At 66.9% G+C, this 15196-nt stretch carries 13 protein-coding genes and 2 tRNA genes; 13 read left to right on the forward strand and 2 right to left on the reverse strand.

The features are described 5' to 3' along the window. Positions 1–72 precede the first annotated feature (72 nt). Together AB4Y91_RS05985 and AB4Y91_RS05990 are read left to right on the forward strand one after the other, a co-directional pair. Positions 73–567 carry a ribose-5-phosphate isomerase gene (locus AB4Y91_RS05985; protein ID WP_441417558.1) on the forward strand — a complete coding sequence of 165 codons (495 nt, stop codon included), beginning with the start codon at positions 73–75 and terminating at the stop codon, positions 565–567. Then, on the forward strand, positions 567–1499 hold the full coding sequence (locus tag AB4Y91_RS05990; RefSeq protein WP_441417559.1) for an Fpg/Nei family DNA glycosylase: 933 nt from the start codon (positions 567–569) through the stop codon (positions 1497–1499). Before AB4Y91_RS05985 ends, AB4Y91_RS05990 begins: the two co-directional genes overlap by 1 nt. Before the next feature lie 94 nt (positions 1500–1593). Here AB4Y91_RS05990 and AB4Y91_RS05995 read toward each other — a convergent pair. After that, a tRNA-Gly gene (locus AB4Y91_RS05995) sits at positions 1594–1664 on the reverse strand. Between the two features lie 131 nt (positions 1665–1795). Between AB4Y91_RS05995 and AB4Y91_RS06000 the strand changes: the two genes are divergently transcribed. The 8 genes from AB4Y91_RS06000 (at position 1796) to AB4Y91_RS06035 (ending at position 9728) form a co-directional block, all read left to right on the forward strand. Next, a tRNA-Pro gene (locus tag AB4Y91_RS06000) sits at positions 1796–1870 on the forward strand. 68 nt (positions 1871–1938) lie between these two features. Next, the gene (tig, locus tag AB4Y91_RS06005; protein ID WP_441417560.1) at positions 1939–3360 is read left to right on the forward strand and encodes a trigger factor; all 1422 of its coding nucleotides are present in this window, start codon (positions 1939–1941) and stop codon (positions 3358–3360) included. A 246-nt stretch (positions 3361–3606) separates the two neighbouring features. After that, positions 3607–4218, forward strand: a complete 612-nt coding sequence (locus AB4Y91_RS06010; protein WP_175321079.1) for an ATP-dependent Clp protease proteolytic subunit — start codon at positions 3607–3609, stop codon at positions 4216–4218. 38 nt (positions 4219–4256) lie between these two features. Next, the gene (locus AB4Y91_RS06015) at positions 4257–4916 is read left to right on the forward strand and encodes an ATP-dependent Clp protease proteolytic subunit (protein WP_441417867.1); all 660 of its coding nucleotides are present in this window, start codon (positions 4257–4259) and stop codon (positions 4914–4916) included. Between the two features lie 210 nt (positions 4917–5126). Then, positions 5127–6407 (forward strand): ATP-dependent Clp protease ATP-binding subunit ClpX, encoded by a 1281-nt coding sequence (clpX, locus tag AB4Y91_RS06020; RefSeq protein WP_441417561.1) that lies wholly within the window; start codon positions 5127–5129, stop codon positions 6405–6407. A gap of 159 nt (positions 6408–6566) precedes the next feature. Further along, positions 6567–7172 carry a mycothiol-dependent nitroreductase Rv2466c family protein gene (locus tag AB4Y91_RS06025; RefSeq protein WP_441417562.1) on the forward strand — a complete coding sequence of 202 codons (606 nt, stop codon included), beginning with the start codon at positions 6567–6569 and terminating at the stop codon, positions 7170–7172. Positions 7173–7508: 336 nt separating this feature from the next. After that, a complete protein-coding gene (locus AB4Y91_RS06030; RefSeq protein ID WP_441417563.1) occupies positions 7509–9338 on the forward strand; it encodes a glycoside hydrolase family 15 protein in 1830 nt (609 codons plus the stop codon). A 96-nt stretch (positions 9339–9434) separates the two neighbouring features. Further along, entirely contained in the window at positions 9435–9728 is a 294-nt protein-coding gene (locus AB4Y91_RS06035) for a putative quinol monooxygenase (protein ID WP_441417564.1), read from the forward strand. Positions 9729–9842: 114 nt separating this feature from the next. Here AB4Y91_RS06035 and valS read toward each other — a convergent pair whose 3' ends face one another. Beyond that, positions 9843–12461 carry a valine--tRNA ligase gene (gene valS, locus AB4Y91_RS06040; RefSeq protein ID WP_441417565.1) on the reverse strand — a complete coding sequence of 873 codons (2619 nt, stop codon included), beginning with the start codon at positions 12459–12461 and terminating at the stop codon, positions 9843–9845. 83 nt (positions 12462–12544) lie between these two features. Between valS and AB4Y91_RS06045 the strand changes: the two genes are divergently transcribed. The 3 genes from AB4Y91_RS06045 (at position 12545) to AB4Y91_RS06055 (ending at position 14964) form a co-directional block, all read left to right on the forward strand. Beyond that, positions 12545–12913, forward strand: coding sequence for a DUF488 domain-containing protein (locus tag AB4Y91_RS06045; RefSeq protein ID WP_441417566.1), 369 nt, complete (start codon positions 12545–12547; stop codon positions 12911–12913). Positions 12914–12939: 26 nt separating this feature from the next. Next, the gene (locus tag AB4Y91_RS06050) at positions 12940–13719 is read left to right on the forward strand and encodes an SDR family oxidoreductase (RefSeq protein WP_441417567.1); all 780 of its coding nucleotides are present in this window, start codon (positions 12940–12942) and stop codon (positions 13717–13719) included. 165 nt (positions 13720–13884) lie between these two features. Further along, the gene (locus AB4Y91_RS06055) at positions 13885–14964 is read left to right on the forward strand and encodes a glycerophosphodiester phosphodiesterase (RefSeq protein WP_441417568.1); all 1080 of its coding nucleotides are present in this window, start codon (positions 13885–13887) and stop codon (positions 14962–14964) included. Positions 14965–15196 lie beyond the last annotated feature (232 nt).

The raw sequence follows: 15196 nt of genomic DNA on the forward strand, positions 1-15196 counted from the left end.
CCCTAGTAGGCTGGGACGAGCCCTGATCAGCCGCGCCGAGAGTCCACCGGCGCCCCACAGAACGGATACGCCGTGACCACTGCCCCGGATTTCCCGCGCGTCCACATCGCCACCGACCACGCCGGTATGGAGCTCAGTGCCCATCTGGTGGCCCACCTCCGAGCGAAGGGCTACGACGTGGTGGACCATGGGCCGAAGGTTTACGACGCCCTGGACGACTACCCCTCGTTCTGCATCAACGCCGCCCGCGCCGTTGTGGCCGACCAGGAAGCCGGCACCCCCGCGCTGGGAATCGTCCTGGGCGGTTCCGGCAACGGCGAGCAGATCGCCGCCAACAAGGTCAAAGGCGCCCGGGCCGCCCTGGCCTGGAACCTCTCCACGGCAAAGCTGGCCCGTGAGCACAACGACGCCAACGTCGTGGCCGTGGGCGGCCGCCAGCACAGCGTCGACGAGGCCACCGCCATCATCGAGGCCTTCCTGACCGAGCCCTTCAGCAACGATGAGCGCCACGTCCGCCGGATCGGCAAGATCGCCAGCTACGAAACCACCGGCGAGGTCGTCGAGTAGTGCCGGAGGGGCATTCGGTCCATCGGCTGGCGCGCCAGTTCGCGGACGTCTTCGCGGGGGAGCGGCTCGCCGTGTCCAGCCCGCAGGGACGTTTTGTGCACGGTGCCGCCCTGCTGGACGGCCACGTCCTCACCGGGTCCGTGGCGCATGGGAAGCACCTGTTCCTCGACTTCGACCACGGGCTGGTCCTGCATGTCCACCTTGGGCTGTACGGCGCGTGGGACTTCGGCGGCGATGCGGACTTCCGCGGGGCCTCCAGCATTGGCGCGCCCCGAAAAGTAGGGGAGCGGGAGGTCTACAGTGACGGCGGCGCGGATCCCGTGTACGCGGGCCCACCGGCTCCGGTGGGCGCGGTCCGGGTCCGGCTGGCCGGCACGCACGGGTGGGCGGACCTGCGCGGGGCGACCACCTGCGAGACGCTGACCGAAACCGAGGCCGAAGCCGTCACGGCACGGCTGGGCCCGGATCCGCTGCGGAACCTCCCGGGGGACCGGGAGGACTTCATCGCCGCCCTGGCGAAAAAGCGCACGCCGCTGGCCACCCTGCTGATGGACCAAAAGGTGATTGCCGGCGTCGGCAACGTCTACCGCGCCGAGCTGCTGTTCCGGCAGCGGCTGGACCCCTGGCTGCCCGGGAGCGCCCTGCCGGCAGAATCCGCCGGGCTGCTCTGGGATGACACCGTGGCGATGATGTCCGATGGCGTCCGCGACGGCCGGATCATCACCACCCCGGCAAGCTACTGGACAGGGCGGGGCGACGGGGCAGGGCAGGGCGACGGGAAAGGGCAGGGCGACAGGCTGCCGGAGCCTGAGGAAGCGCACTTCGTCTACCGCCGGCAGGGCCTGGACTGCCGGGACTGCGGCGCAGCCGTGGCACTGACCGAGCACGCCGCCCGGAAGCTCTACTGGTGCCCGGCCTGCCAGCGGGCCTGAACCGGCCGGTGCACCGCGTCCCCGTGACGGATCATGGCGGGGTGGACACGAAAAAAGCCCCTCCGGGGAGGGGCCCAAGCTTCGTCATATTCGGAGGGGACGACGGGAATCGAACCCGCGTAATCAGTTTGGAAGACTGAGGCTTTACCATTAAGCTACGTCCCCGGGAATTTGCTGGAACTTCAGCAAAACTTCCGGGCGGCTGTTGAAGCCGGATACAACTAAACCCAATTCAGGCCCCCAGTGTCAAATGTGCAAATCAGCACAGTATGACCGTAGACTGTTCTGTGCACTTACGGGGTGTAGCTCAGCTTGGCTAGAGCGCCTGCTTTGGGAGCAGGAAGTCGCAGGTTCAAATCCTGTCACCCCGACTCTGCAGCAACTGCCAGATATGTGGCGTTGCAGAACCCCATCCCCCAAAACCAGGAGTACTTAGACTGTGAAGAGCGCTGTCGAGAACCTCACCCCTACGCGGGTCAAGCTCAATGTTGAGGTCCCCTTTGAGGAATTGAAGCCCAGCATCGCAGAGGCATACAAGACTGTTGCTTCGCAGATCCAGGTTCCCGGGTTCCGCAAGGGCAAAGTCCCCTCCAAGCTCATTGACCAGCGCGTTGGCCGCGGCTACGTCCTGGAAACGGCCATCAACGAAGGCCTCAACGGCTGGTACCAGGCTGCCGTGCAGGAAACCGGCATCCGCCCGCTGAGCCGTCCCGAGGTCGAAATCACCGAGGTGCCGGATCCGTCCGCCACCGACGGCGAACTGAAGTTCCACGCCGAGGTCGACGTGCGCCCCGAAATCGAACTCCCGGACTACTCCGGCATCAAGGTCGAGGTCGCGGCTGCCGAGTCGTCCGACGCCGACGTCGACAAGGCCCTCGACGAGCTGCGCGGCCGCTTCGGCACGCTCAAGTCCGTTGACCGCCCCGCCGCCGACGGTGACTTCCTCACGATCGACATCACCGCCTCGATCGACGGCGCCGAGGTCGACTCTGCGTCAGGCCTGTCCTACCAGGTCGGCGCCGGCACCATGCTCGAAGGCCTCGACGAAGCCGTCACCGGCCTGAGCGCCGACGAAGACGCCATCTTCGACACCACCCTCGTGGGCGGCGACCACGCCGGCGAGGCCGCGCAGGTCAAGGTTGTCGTCAAGGCCGTCAAGGAGCGCGAGCTTCCCGAGGCCAACGACGACTTCGCCCAGCTGGCGTCCGAGTTCGACACTCTGGCGGAGCTCCGCGAGGACCTCGCCAAGCAGGCCGCCGACTCCAAGACGGTCGAGCAGGGCGTAGAGGCCCGCGACAAGGTCCTGGACAAGCTCGTCGAGCTCGTAGAGGTGCCGGTTCCGGAATCCGTCGTCGAAGAGCAGCTTGAGCAGCACTTCAGCGCCGAGAACTCCCACGGCGAAGGCGAGCACGACACCGAGGAACACCGCGCCGAGGTCAAGGCCAACACGGAGCGTGCCTTCCAGAACGAGATCATCCTTGACGCAATCGCCGAAAAGGAAGAAGTCAACGTCACTCAGAACGAGCTGATCGACTACATCGTCACCACCGCCGGCCAGTACGGCATGGATCCGAACCAGTTCGCGCAGATCATCGATCAGAGCGGCCAGGTTCCCATGATGGTTTCCGAGGTGCGCCGCCGCAAGGCACTCGCCGTGGTCCTGGGCCAGGCCGAGGTCACCGACTCCGAGGGCAACAAGGTTGACCTGAGCGACTTCGTCCGCCCCGGCGGCGAAGAGGCCTCCTTCGAAGCCGACGCCACCGACGAGGCAGCCGCAGCCGAAGCACCCGCCGAGTCCACCGACGACGCGGCAGCTGCCGAAGCGCCCAAGAACGACGACCCCGCGGCCGTGAAGTTCTAGCACCCACGGTTCCCGCAGTTCCTGCCCGCACCCCCGGATCACTGATCCGGGGGTGCGGCTTTTTAAGCCTGCAATGAACCCTTCCGGGCAATCGTGCGCCGTCAGCGAACAGCCCTGCGCCTGAGCACAAAGCAGCCGCGAAAACCGTTAGTGTCCATGTAGGAAAGTTCAGTGATGCCGTCCAGTGGCGTCACCGTCGCCAGCGAGAGGTAAGTACACATGTCACAGCAAGCAGGGGCACCCCGGATGGCTACCGTCGATCCGGCAGCCCAGGATAACTACATTTACAACCGCCTGCTGAAAGAGCGCATTATCTGGCTCGGCTCCGAGGTCCGCGACGAGAACGCCAACGCGATCTGCTCGCAGCTGCTGCTGCTCTCGGCCGAAAACCCCGAGAAGGACATCTACCTGTACATCAACTCGCCCGGCGGCTCCGTCACCGCCGGCATGGCCATCTACGACACGATGCAGTTCATCCCGAACGACGTCGTCACCGTCGCCACCGGCCTGGCCGCCTCGATGGGCCAGTTCCTGCTCTCCTCCGGCACCAAGGGCAAGCGCTACGCCACTCCGAACGCCCGCATCCTGATGCACCAGCCCTCCGGCGGCATCGGCGGCACCGCCTCGGACATCAAGATCCAGGCCGAGCTGATCCTGCACATGAAGAAGGTCATGGCCGAACTGACCGCCGAACAGACCGGACAGACCGTGGAGACCATCCTCAAGGACAACGACCGCGACAAGTGGTTCACGGCGCCCGAAGCCCTCGAATACGGCTTCTTCGACAAGATCGCGGCGCACGCCGGGTCCGTGGCAGGCGGCGGCGGAACCAACGCCGACGCCGGCACCGAAAACTAACCGGCACGCAGACAGAACCGACTTCAGGAGCAATGAACATGGACTACAACTTCGGATCGACTGCCGGTAACCTGCCGACCAGCCGCTACGTGCTGCCGCAGTTTGAAGAGCGGACCCCCTACGGCTTCAAGCGCCAGGACCCCTACACCAAGCTGTTCGAGGACCGCATCATCTTCCTGGGCGTCCAGGTCGACGACGCCTCCGCCGACGACGTGATGGCGCAGCTGCTGGTGCTCGAGTCCACCGACCCGGACCGCGACATCACGCTTTACATCAACTCCCCGGGCGGCTCCTTCACCGCCATGACGGCGATCTACGACACGATGCAGTACATCCGCCCGGAGATCCAGACGGTCTGCCTGGGCCAGGCCGCGAGTGCGGCCGCCGTGCTGCTCGCCGCGGGCACCCCGGGCAAGCGCCTGGCCCTGCCGAACGCACGCGTCCTGATCCACCAGCCGGCCCTCTCCGGCGGCCAGGGCGGACAGGCCTCCGACCTGGAGATCCAGGCCGCCGAGGTCATGCGGATGCGCTCCTGGCTGGAGGACACCCTGGCCAAGCACTCCGGCCGCACCTCGGAGCAGGTCAACAACGACATCGAACGCGACAAGATCCTCACGGCCGCCGAGGCCATGAGCTACGGCCTGATCGACCAGGTGCTTGACTCCCGCAAGATCAAGCCGCAGGCGATCACCAAGTAGCAACACGGCAGTTCAACCACGACGCCGGTGCAGCTCAAGCAGAAATGGGCCGCACCGGCGTCTCCTTTCCACCCATCAGGCCGAAAGTGACCTAGAGTGGAAGTTGTCACGGCCTCACGTCCCGCGAGGAACGTCCGTGATTCCAGTAACGGGTGCAGCGCTGCACAGGAGCACGACCCAGCCGGCAGCAAGATACTAAGGGGTTCACATATGGCTCGGATTGGCGAGAGCACCGATCTGCTGAAGTGTTCTTTCTGCGGAAAGAGCCAGAAGCAGGTCCGCAAGCTCATTGCCGGGCCCGGCGTCTACATCTGCGACGAGTGCATTGAACTCTGCAACGAGATCATTGAAGAAGAACTCGCCGAAGTAGCTGACCTGGGGAGCTTCGAGCTGCCCAAGCCCCGCGAGATCTTCGACTTCCTGCAGGAATACGTCATCGGCCAGGAGCCCGCCAAGCGGTCCCTCGCCGTCGCCGTCTACAACCACTACAAGCGGATCCAGGCCGGCCACGCACCCAAGAGCGGCACCCTTGCCGAGGGCGGCCACCACGACGACGTCGAGATCGCCAAGTCCAATATCCTGCTGATCGGACCCACCGGCTGCGGCAAGACCTACCTCGCGCAGACCCTCGCCCGGCGCCTCAACGTCCCCTTCGCCGTGGCTGACGCCACCGCCCTGACCGAGGCCGGCTACGTGGGTGAGGACGTCGAAAACATCCTGCTCAAGCTGATCCAGGCCGCGGACTACGACGTCAAGAAGGCTGAACAGGGCATCATCTACATCGATGAGATCGACAAGATCTCGCGCAAGAGCGAGAACCCCTCCATCACCCGAGATGTCTCGGGCGAGGGGGTGCAGCAGGCGCTGCTGAAGATCCTCGAAGGCACGGTCGCCTCCGTCCCGCCGCAGGGCGGACGCAAGCACCCGCACCAGGAATTCATCCAGATCGACACCACCAACGTGCTCTTCATCGTGGCCGGCGCCTTCGCCGGCCTGGAGGAGATCATCGGGTCGCGCTCGGGCCGCAAGGGCATCGGCTTCGGCGCCCCGCTGAACGAGGTCAAGAACAACGCGGACTCCTACGGCGAAGTCATGCCCGAGGACCTGCTGAAGTTCGGCCTTATCCCCGAATTCATCGGCCGGCTCCCGGTCATCACCACGGTCTCGAACCTGGACCGGCCGGCGCTGATCCAGATTCTCTCCACGCCCAAGAACGCGCTGGTCAAGCAGTACCAGAAAATGTTCCAGCTCGACGGCGTCGAGCTGGTGTTCGAGGACGAGGCCCTGGACCTGATCGCTGACCAGGCTCTGGAACGCGGCACCGGTGCCCGCGGCCTCCGGGCCATCATGGAGGAAGTCCTGCTCCCGGTGATGTTCGACCTGCCGAGTCGCGACGACGTCGCCAGCGTGGTCATCACCGAGGACGTTGTGGCCAAGAAGGCCCCGCCCACCTTGATCGCCCACGACGTCAAACGCCGTAAGTCCGCCTGATCCGAACCGCGCAGCGCGCCGGGGAAGTTCCGGAATAAATCCGCCGGCAGCTTCGCTATGACTAACTGATGCTCCGTGCCGTCCGCGGCCATTTCCGCCGGCCCGCCGCGGTTCCGCGTCCCCGTTGACTTCCAAAGGAGAACTCCTGTGCCTGAGACCATGACGAATAAAGCTGACTTCTGGTTTGACCCCATGTGCCCCTTCGCCTGGGTGACGTCGCGCTGGATCAGCGAAGTGGAAGATGTCCGCGACATCAAGACCGAATGGCACGTGATGAGCCTGGCCGTCCTGAACGAAGGCCGGGACGAGCTGCCGGCCGAGTACAAGGAATTCCTGGTCAAGGCCTGGGCCCCGGTGCGGGTGATCGTGGCCGCCGCCGAGAAGCATGGCGCCGAGTACATCAAGCCGCTTTATGACGCCATGGGCACCAAGATCCACAACGAGGGCAACAAGGACATCGCCGAGGTCATCGCCAAGTCGTTGGCCGAGGCAGGACTGCCGGCCGAGCTCGCGGCCGCCGGCCAGAGCGACGAGTTCGACGCCCAGCTGCGCGCCAGCCACGAAGGCGGCATCTCCCTGGTCGGCCAGGACGTCGGCACCCCGGTGGTGGCGTTCAACGGCACGGCGTTCTTCGGCCCCGTGCTCACCCGCATCCCGCGCGGCGAGGACGCTGGCAAGCTGTGGGACGCCACCGTCGCCCTCGCCTCCTTCCCGTACTTCTTCGAACTCAAGCGCAGCCGCACCGAGAGCCCCGTTTTCAGCTAGGCAGCCCCCGGCAGCGACCGCGAGGGCCCTGGAAGAACTACTCCCATGTAGTTCCGCCGGGGCCCTTGTGCATCCACAACCTCGGGAGAACAATAGAACTTACCCACTTCGAAAGAAGCGGGACGCAGGAACCAAAGATTCAGTGACACTCATCCGACGCAGCCTTCGGCAAAGTCAGATGATGGCTACCAGTGACGAGGTAGGAAGACCTGAAATTCCAAGGATCCCGCCAGATTACCTAAGACGTCACGTGGTGATCGAAAAGTCGAAGCCCCACCAACCGCAAAAAGCTGATGGGGCTTCCCCTTTGCCCAAAAATGGCCTCAGATTGGTGCCATGAGCACCGAGCCCATCGCGGACTACGCCCTGCTGTCCGACTGCTGGTCCGCCGCGCTGGTCAGCGCCGCAGGCTCCGTGGACTGGCTTTGTTTCCCCCGCTTCGACAGCCCCTCGGTCTTCGGCCGGCTGCTGGGCGAGGAGGCCGGCTTTTGGTCCATCCGGCCTGCCGGCCAGTACACAACCACCCGGCGGTACGTGGGCCCGTCCATGGTGCTGGAGTCGCTCCACACCACCGCCCGCGGGCGACTGACGGTGAGCGACGCCCTGGTCCTCGGCTCCGGCCGGCGCGGCCACGACCTCGGCCAGGCGTCCCCCGGAACGTTGCTGCGCCGGCTGGCCTGCACCGCGGGGACCGTGGAGGTTGAGGTCAGTTTCGCGCCGCGGCCCGGCTACGGCCTCATCCTTCCAATGCTTCACAACGTCGACGGCGGCGTCCTGGCCCGCGCCGACGCCGAGGAACTCGCCCTTTCCTCCCCGGTGCCGTTCGAGCTCGACGGCGGCACGGCGCGCGCCGTCCTGCGCCTCCGCGCCGGTGACGCTGTTGGCTTCGCCCTGCACCGCCAGCGCGGCCAGGACGAAGCGCCGTCGTTCTGGAGCCAGCAGGAGATGGCCGGCCGGCTTACGGACACCGTCGAGGGCTGGACAAGCTGGTCCGGAATCCACCAGAGCTACAGCGGTCCGTGGCAGGCGCTGGTGGCAGGCAGCGGCCGGGTCCTGCAGGCCCTGAGCTACTACCCGAGCGGTGCGATCGTGGCCGCACCGACCACCTCGCTGCCCGAGGTTGCCGGCGGCACGCGCAACTGGGACTACCGCTACACCTGGGTCCGGGACGCCAGCATGACGCTGCAGGCCCTGTGGGTGGCGGCCTGTCCGGACGAGGCGGGCAAGTTCTTCCAGTTCCTCGCCACGGCCGCCGCCCGCCAGCTCGCCGGCGGCGAAGAGCTGCAAATCATGTACGGGATCGGGGGAGAACGGGACCTGCCCGAACGGGTGCTGCACCACCTCCCCGGCTGGCGGTCCAGTGCACCGGTGCGCGTCGGCAACGGCGCCTGGAACCAGCGGCAGCTCGATGTCTATGGCGAACTGCTGGACGCCGCAGCCACCATGCCGGAATTCCTGGCGGAGCTGGCACCGGAGACCCTGCGCTTCCTCGCCGACGCGGCCGACGCCGCCATGGCCCGCTGGCAGAATCAGGACCAGGGGATCTGGGAGGTCCGCGGCGACCCCCGGCACTACCTGTATTCCAAGCTGATGTGCTGGGTGGCGGTGGACCGTGCGATTACCCTCGCCGGGATGCTGCAGGCGAGCGACCGGGTGCCCCGCTGGACGGACGCCCGGGAACAGATCGCCGCCTCCATCCGCGACAACGGCTGGAGCGAGGCCGCGGGCGCGTACACCCAGGCGTACGGGAGCGAGCAACTCGACGCCTCTGCCCTCATGCTGGCGATCGTCGGATTCCTGCCGGCCGGCGATCCCCGGTTCCTGGCCACGATCGAGGCCATCGAGCACCGGCTCACCGACACCCGCGGGCTGGTCTACCGGTACCACGGCGACGACGGGCTCCCGGGCGAGGAGGGCGCGTTTTTGCTGTGCACGTTTTGGCTCGCACACGCCCTTGCCCTGGCCGGGCTGACGGAAAGGGCCAGGGCGGTCTTCGAGCGGGCCGCCGGATTCGCCACCGGCCTGGGACTGATGGCCGAGGAGGTGGCCCCGGACAGCCGTGAGCTGCTGGGCAACTTCCCGCAGGCGTTCAGCCACATCGGACTGGTCAACGCGGCCTGGGCCATCAGCGAGGCGGAACGGCGAGGCCGGGGTTCTGCCACCTAAGGGCGGCAGAGGACCGGCACGGCGTCGAGGGAACAAGTCCGGAAGCGCCGCTGTTGCCTCCAGTGAGCAAGCTGACCACGCGACCATTGGAGTGCCATGCCCATCACAGCCCACCTTGACCTGACCCTCAAAGCGGAATCCCTGCCCACGGCGCCGGCCGTGCTCCGCGACATTCTCGCCGACACCCGGGCGTTCGACGGCTGCCTTGGCGTCGATGTGCTGGTCGACAATGCGGATCCGGCGCACATCCTCGTCGTGGAACAGTGGGCGTCCCTGGAGCACGACTCCGCCTACCGCGCCTGGCGGGCGGGCGAGGGAGCCAGCGGGCTGGGAGACCTCCTGGCCGCCCCGCCGGTCCTGACGCACTTCGAGGCCACCACCGGGATCTGAGCCCGGAAGACCCAGAGCAGAAGACCCAGAACAGAAGACCCAGAACAGAAGAGGGCCCTCCGCCCGGCGTGAGCCGGCCGGAGGGCCTTCTTCTTTGTTGTCGCTTTGCGTGGGTTACGCCTGGGCGGGCTCCTCGGCGGGGACCAGCACGACGTCGCTCACGGTCAGTTCGCCCTCGCCGGCCACCAGCGCCAGCTCACGCGCGTTGGCCGCGGCCTTGAGGTCGCCCAGTCCGGCCTTCAGCTGCGTGGTCAGGGACTCCGACGCCGTGATGGTCGCGGAGAGCACCTCGGTGCGCTGCTTGACCTTGGCCTCGGACTTGGCCTTGCGGATGCCGCCCAGCGCCGCGCCCACGGTGGCGAGCAGGGTGGTGTCGCCGTCGATGTCCACGGCGGCCGGCCACTGCGCGCGGTGCACCGAGCCGGTCCGCCACCAGCCCCAGACTTCCTCCGTGGCGAACGGCAGGAACGGCGCAAAAAGCCGCAGCAGGGTGTCCAGGCTCGTCGCCAGCGCGGCCAGCACGGACGCCTGCTGGGCCTCGCCGGCGGCACCGTAGGCGCGGTCCTTGATCAGCTCCACGTAGTCATCGGTGAAGTGCCAGAAGAAGCTTTCGGTGATCTGCAGCGCCCGGGCGTAGTCGTAGTTCTCGAACGCTTTGGTGGCCTGCTGGACCACGTCTGAGAGCTGGGCAAGCACGGCGCGGTCCAGGGGATTGGTGAGGACCGAGAGGTCGGAAGAGACCACCGAGTCCTCGGTGGCGCCGAGGTTCAGCACGAACTTGGACGCATTGAGGAGCTTGATCGCCAGACGACGGCCAATCTTCATCTGCGCGATCTCGTAGGCGGTGTCCGCGCCGAGCTTGGCCGAGGCCGCCCAGTAGCGGACGGCGTCCGAGCCGTATTCGTTGAGCACGTCGGTCGGGACGATCACGTTGCCCTTGGACTTGGACATCTTCTTGCGGTCCGGGTCCAGGATCCAGCCGGAGATCGCCGCGTGCTTCCACGGTGCGACGTCCTGCAGGGCATCGGCGCGGACGGCAGTGGAGAACAGCCAGGTCCGGATGATGTCGTGCGCCTGCGGGCGCACGTCGAACGGGAAGACCTTGGCGAAGAGTGCCTCATCGGTGCTCCAACCGCCCACGATCTGCGGGGTCAGCGACGAGGTGGCCCAAGTGTCCAGGACGTCCGCGTCGCCGGTGAAGCCGCCCGGCACATCGCGCTGGGCCTCCTCGTAGCCGGGGGCCGCATCCGCGGCGGGGTCCACCGGCAGCTGCCCGTCGGCGGGCAGGATGGGCGCGTCGTAGTCCGGGTTGCCGTCGGCGTCGAGCGGGTACCAGACCGGCACCGGCACGCCGAAGAACCGCTGGCGGGAGACCAGCCAGTCCCCGTTCAGACCGGTGATCCAGTTCTCGTAGCGGGACCTCATGAAGGACGGGTGGAATTCGATCTCGTTGCCGCGGCCGACCAGGCGTTTGCGCCGCTCCTCGTCACGGCCGCCGTTGCGGATGTACCACTGGCGGGAGGTGACGACCTCGAGGGGCTTGTCGCCCTTTTCGAAGAAGTTGACCGGGTGCATGATCTTCTTCGGTTCGCCGTCGAGCAGGTCCGCGGCGGCGAGCAGCTCCACCACGCCTTCCTTGGCGCTGAAGACCGTCTTGCCGGCGATCGCCTCGAACGCGGCCCGGCCTTCCGCGGACGTGATCCAGTCCGGGGTTTCGCCGATGATGCGGCCGTCGCGGCCGACGATCGCGCGGGTTGGCAGCTGCAGCTCGCGCCACCAAGTGACGTCAGTGAGGTCGCCGAAGGTGCAGACCATGGCGATGCCGGAACCCTTGTCCGCCTTCGCGAGCGGGTGGGCCTTGACCTCCACCTCGACGCCGAACAGGGGAGAGGTCACCGTCTTGCCGAAGAGCGGCTGGTACCGCTCGTCGTCGGGATTCGCCACCAGGGCGGCACACGCGGCGAGCAGCTCGGGGCGGGTGGTCTCGATGTAGATCTTCTCGCCCTCGGCGGTGAAGAACGGGTAGCGGTAGTACGCGCCGGCGACCTCGCGGTCCTCCAGCTCGGCCTGGGCCACTGCGGTGCGGAAGGTGACGTCCCACAGCGTGGGTGCCTCGGCCATGTAGGCATCCCCGGCGGTCAGGTTGGCCAGGAACGCCCGCTGCGAGATGGCGCGGGACTTGTCGTCGATGGTGCGGTAGGTCAGGTCCCAGTCGACCGACAGGCCGAGGGTCTGGAAGAGGTTCTCGAAGACCTTTTCGTCCTCGACGGCGAGTTCCTCGCAGAGTTCGATGAAGTTCCGGCGCGAGACGACGTCGAAGTCGCGCTGGTTCTTGGCGGGCTCCGCCGGCGGCCGGTACCCGGCGTCGTAGGGGGTGGCCGGATCGCAGCGCACGCCGTAGTAGTTCTGCACCCGGCGCTCGGTGGGCAGGCCGTTGTCGTCCCAGCCCATCGGGTAGAAGACGTTCTTGCCGGTCATCCGCTGGTAGCGGGCCAGGACGTCGGTCTGGGTGTAGGAGAACATGTGCCCCACGTGCAGGGACCCCGACGCGGTGGGCGGGGGAGTGTCGATCGAGTAGACCTGCTCCCGGGCGGTCTCCCGGTCGAACTTGTAGGTCCCTTCGTCAAGCCAGCGCCGGGTGAGGGCGACTTCGAGCCCCTCGAGGGCGGGCTTGTCCGGAACGTTGATGGGGGCAGTGGTGGGCGTGTCTGTACCCTGAGTGTCTTCAGCCATGGGTCAATTCTTGCAGTTCTTTACACTTCGCTTCACCGCGCTTCGCTAGTTTCGCGAATCTAAGTGCAATAACCTGCACCACTATGGAGGAAAATACCGGAAGTTTCGCGATCAAGCGCATCTACGACGAGACCGCCGACGACGACGGTTGCCGGGTTTTGGTGGACAGGCTCTGGCCGCGCGGAGTCAGCAAAGAACGGGCGCGACTGGACTTGTGGCTCAAGGAAGTGGCGCCCTCGCCGCCGCTGCGCACCGAATTTGCGCACATGCAGGAACGCTTCGCGGACTTCCGCGCCGCCTACGAGGCGGAGCTCGAATCCAACCCCGCCGTTGGCACCCTGCGGGAACTGGCGACCGAACACGGGAAGGTGACCCTGCTGTTCGGCGCCCGGGACCCGGAGACCAACCACGCCCGGGTGCTGCTGGAGTTCCTCGGGCGGGGCAGGAAATGAGCCGCCGATTCCCATAGGGTGGTGCCATGACTGAGGGAATCCACAACGCAGGAACTGCAACTACAGCAAAAGCCGCCGTCGTCACCGGCGCCAGCACCGGGATCGGGCAGGCCACCGTGCGCGCGCTCCGGCAGGAAGGCTGGACCGTCTTCGCCGTCGCCCGCCGTGCCGAACGGCTGGAGGCGCTCGCCGCCGAGACCGGCGCCGTCGCGGTCCCCGCCGATGTGACAGACGACGCCGACGTCGCGCGGCTGGTGGATGAGGTGACCCGCGCCGGCGGCATCGACACCCTGATCAACATCGCCGGCGGTGCCCGCGGCGCGGACAAGGTGGCCGAGGCCAAGACCGAGGACTGGGCGTGGATGTACGAGGTCAACGTGCTCGGCACCATGAAGCTCACCCGCGCGTTCCTGCCGATGCTGCGTGCCTGCGGCGAAGGCACCGTCCTGAACCTGACCTCGACGGCGGGGCTGTCCGCCTACGAGGGCGGCGGCGGCTACAACGCCGCGAAGTTCGCCCAGCACGCCCTCACCGGTGCCCTGCGCTTGGAAGAGGCCGAGCACAACCTGCGGGTGATCGAGGTGGCCCCCGGCATGGTGCAGACCGAGGAGTTCTCACTCAACCGGCTCGGTGACCAGGGCGCCGCGGAAAAGGTCTACGCCGGCGTCGAGAAGCCGCTGACGGCCGCCGACGTCGCCGACGTCGTCCGCTTTGCGGTCGCCGCGCCGCACCACGTCAACCTGGACCAGATCGTGATCCGCCCGGTGGCGCAGGCCTCCAACTTCAAGGTGATCCGCAAGGGCTAGCGGCAACCGCCGGGGCGCACCGGGCTCCGTCGTCGGGCCCAGCGGGCCGCCCCCGGACGTTCACCCATGCGTTGCACGGTAGTCGGACAGGGGTGGCTGGGAGTTGGCCGGCGGAGGACACCGTGGGTGGGCAACTGCACACCACCAGAGTGGAGACTCCTTCCCATGCGCACCCCCACGAAGCCCGCTGGTTCGATTGTCGGCGCCGCCGCACTCGGCGCGGCCCTGCTCCTTGCCACTTCCGTCCAGGCCCATGCTGCCGACACCAACCCGAACGGCGGCGACAACCACTTCGACCTCCAGGCCCACCGCGGCGGCATCGGCCTGACCGTCGAGTCCACCCTGGCGTCCTTTGCCAAGGGCATCGAGACCGGCGTCTCCACCCTCGAGCTGGATCTCCAGATCACCAAGGACGGCCGTGAAGTCATCACCCATGACCGGAAGATCAGCGGCAAGAAATGCCTGGACACCGCGCCGGTCACGCCGAACGACCCTCAGTACCCGTACGTGGGTAAGTACATCAAGGACCTGACCTTCGCGCAGGTCCGCAGCCTGGACTGCGGCTCACTCACCCAGCCCGAGTTCCCCGGCCAGCAGGCCGCCCCGGGCGCCAAAATGCCGACCCTTGCCGAGGTGTTCGCCATGACGAACGCGCACCGGGCCAGCCAGGTGAAGTTCAATATCGAGACCAAGGTCGAAGCCGGTGCTCCCCAGGAAACCGCCCCGCGCGAGCAGTTCGTTGACGTGGCCCTGCGTGAGATCAGCAAGGCCCACATGCAGCACCGCGTCTCGATCGAGAGCTTCGACTGGGGTGCACTGCGGCTGGTGCAGCAGCGCGCGCCGCAGATCCCGACCGTGGCACTGACCAACAAGGACTTCCTGCAGGCAGGCCAGCCGGGGAAGTCCCCTTGGCTTGGCGGCATCGACGCCGACGACTTTGGCGGCGACCTGATCGCTTCGGCCGCGTCGCTCGGCTTCAGTGCCATCTCGCCGGTGCACGGCACGCCGCAGAACGGCAAGGTCACCGACCCGGACTACGTCCCCTACGTCACCCCGGACATGGTCCGGCGCGCCCACGCGGCGGGCATGCAGGTCATTCCATGGACTGTCGACGACAAGCCCACCATGCGCGCCCTGATCGGCGCCGGCGTCGACGGCCTCATCACCGACTACCCGAACCTGTTGCGCGACGTCATGGCCGAGTCCGGCATGAAACTGCCCAAGCCCGCGCCGTCCGTCGGGTAGCCGCTGGGAGTTTCCGGTAACATCGACGTATCAGCTTTGACCCGGCCATCACCGGTGAGCTTCCGGAAGAACGCCCCGGCGCAGCAGCATTGTGCGCCGGGGCCGGTAGAACCGGACGGGTAAGCCCGTCACAGCAGTCAACGAGCGGCCGCCGCCGGTGCAGCGCTTTCCTTGGATTCTTAGGGAAAGGGCGGGACCGGCGCCGGTAAGTGAGGTGGTACCGCGGTGCCGG

It is taken from the genome of Arthrobacter sp. YAF16, from assembly GCF_052113385.1.
In the GTDB taxonomy this organism is placed as follows: domain Bacteria; phylum Actinomycetota; class Actinomycetes; order Actinomycetales; family Micrococcaceae; genus Arthrobacter.

What these genes read in the sequence shown, in the direction of transcription:
- AB4Y91_RS06010 (WP_175321079.1), top strand. Translation starts at nt 3,607, where the DNA reads ATGGCTACCGTCGATCCGGCAGCCCAGGATAACTACATTTACAACCGC.
- valS (WP_441417565.1), bottom strand. Translation starts at nt 12,461, where the DNA reads ATGGCTGAAGACACTCAGGGTACAGACACGCCCACCACTGCCCCCATC.
- AB4Y91_RS06015 (WP_441417867.1), top strand. Translation starts at nt 4,257, where the DNA reads ATGGACTACAACTTCGGATCGACTGCCGGTAACCTGCCGACCAGCCGC.
- clpX (WP_441417561.1), top strand. Translation starts at nt 5,127, where the DNA reads ATGGCTCGGATTGGCGAGAGCACCGATCTGCTGAAGTGTTCTTTCTGC.
- AB4Y91_RS06055 (WP_441417568.1), top strand. Translation starts at nt 13,885, where the DNA reads ATGCGCACCCCCACGAAGCCCGCTGGTTCGATTGTCGGCGCCGCCGCA.
- AB4Y91_RS06030 (WP_441417563.1), top strand. Translation starts at nt 7,509, where the DNA reads ATGAGCACCGAGCCCATCGCGGACTACGCCCTGCTGTCCGACTGCTGG.
- AB4Y91_RS06045 (WP_441417566.1), top strand. Translation starts at nt 12,545, where the DNA reads ATGGAGGAAAATACCGGAAGTTTCGCGATCAAGCGCATCTACGACGAG.
- AB4Y91_RS06025 (WP_441417562.1), top strand. Translation starts at nt 6,567, where the DNA reads ATGACGAATAAAGCTGACTTCTGGTTTGACCCCATGTGCCCCTTCGCC.
- AB4Y91_RS06035 (WP_441417564.1), top strand. Translation starts at nt 9,435, where the DNA reads ATGCCCATCACAGCCCACCTTGACCTGACCCTCAAAGCGGAATCCCTG.
- AB4Y91_RS06050 (WP_441417567.1), top strand. Translation starts at nt 12,940, where the DNA reads ATGACTGAGGGAATCCACAACGCAGGAACTGCAACTACAGCAAAAGCC.